Raw genomic sequence first — 554 nt, 5'->3', positions numbered from 1 at the left:
TCAATGGACTTCCAAGCATAGGAGGGATATATGATGGCAAAGCGTAAAGTAGGATACAAATCAGCACTGACTAACAATAATACACCAAAAGAGAGCCTTTCAGATGCAGAATTTGCTGCTGAATATGCTGGCGGCGAGGAGCCGGCTAAAGGCGCGAATCGTAATTCCAAAAAAGGAAAGCAAGGTAAGTAACAATGAGCAAACATAAACAACAAAATAAGCACATCGCAAGCACCGAAGCGAAGCAAAAGCAATTACTGCAAGAAGAGTTCGGAGCGGAAATGGGCGATCCCAACGCAGCTAAAATATATGAATCCCTAGGAAAGACAAAGTCTGATAAAGAGCATGAAAATAAAAAAGAATGTTAAAGAAAAAAACCTCGGGTATCCGAGGTTTTAGCTTACAACTGGAAGGCCAAATGCCTCTACAGGTGCCGAATAAAGTTTTGTATCATTTGCTTTTTGATCATAATAAGCAAGAAGAACAGATGGTTGTTCATTTATTTTTCCCGTTTGTTTATAATACATATAGTCAAATGGCAGAATCTCTAAAAC

At 39.0% G+C, this 554-nt stretch carries 2 protein-coding genes; both read left to right on the top strand.

Features of this window, described 5'->3' with window-relative positions; genetic code table 11:
* Positions 1-33: 33 nt before the first annotated feature.
* Positions 34-192, top strand: coding sequence for a hypothetical protein (locus AC1DRF_RS31845; protein WP_025749458.1), 159 nt, complete (start codon positions 34-36; stop codon positions 190-192).
* A gap of 2 nt (positions 193-194) precedes the next feature.
* Positions 195-368 carry a hypothetical protein gene (locus AC1DRF_RS31840; protein ID WP_427075491.1) on the top strand — a complete coding sequence of 58 codons (174 nt, stop codon included), beginning with the start codon at positions 195-197 and terminating at the stop codon, positions 366-368.
* Positions 369-554 lie beyond the last annotated feature (186 nt).

The organism is Priestia sp. P5_B4 (assembly GCF_056400385.1).
This window is presented reverse-complemented; position numbering and strand designations above follow the sequence as displayed.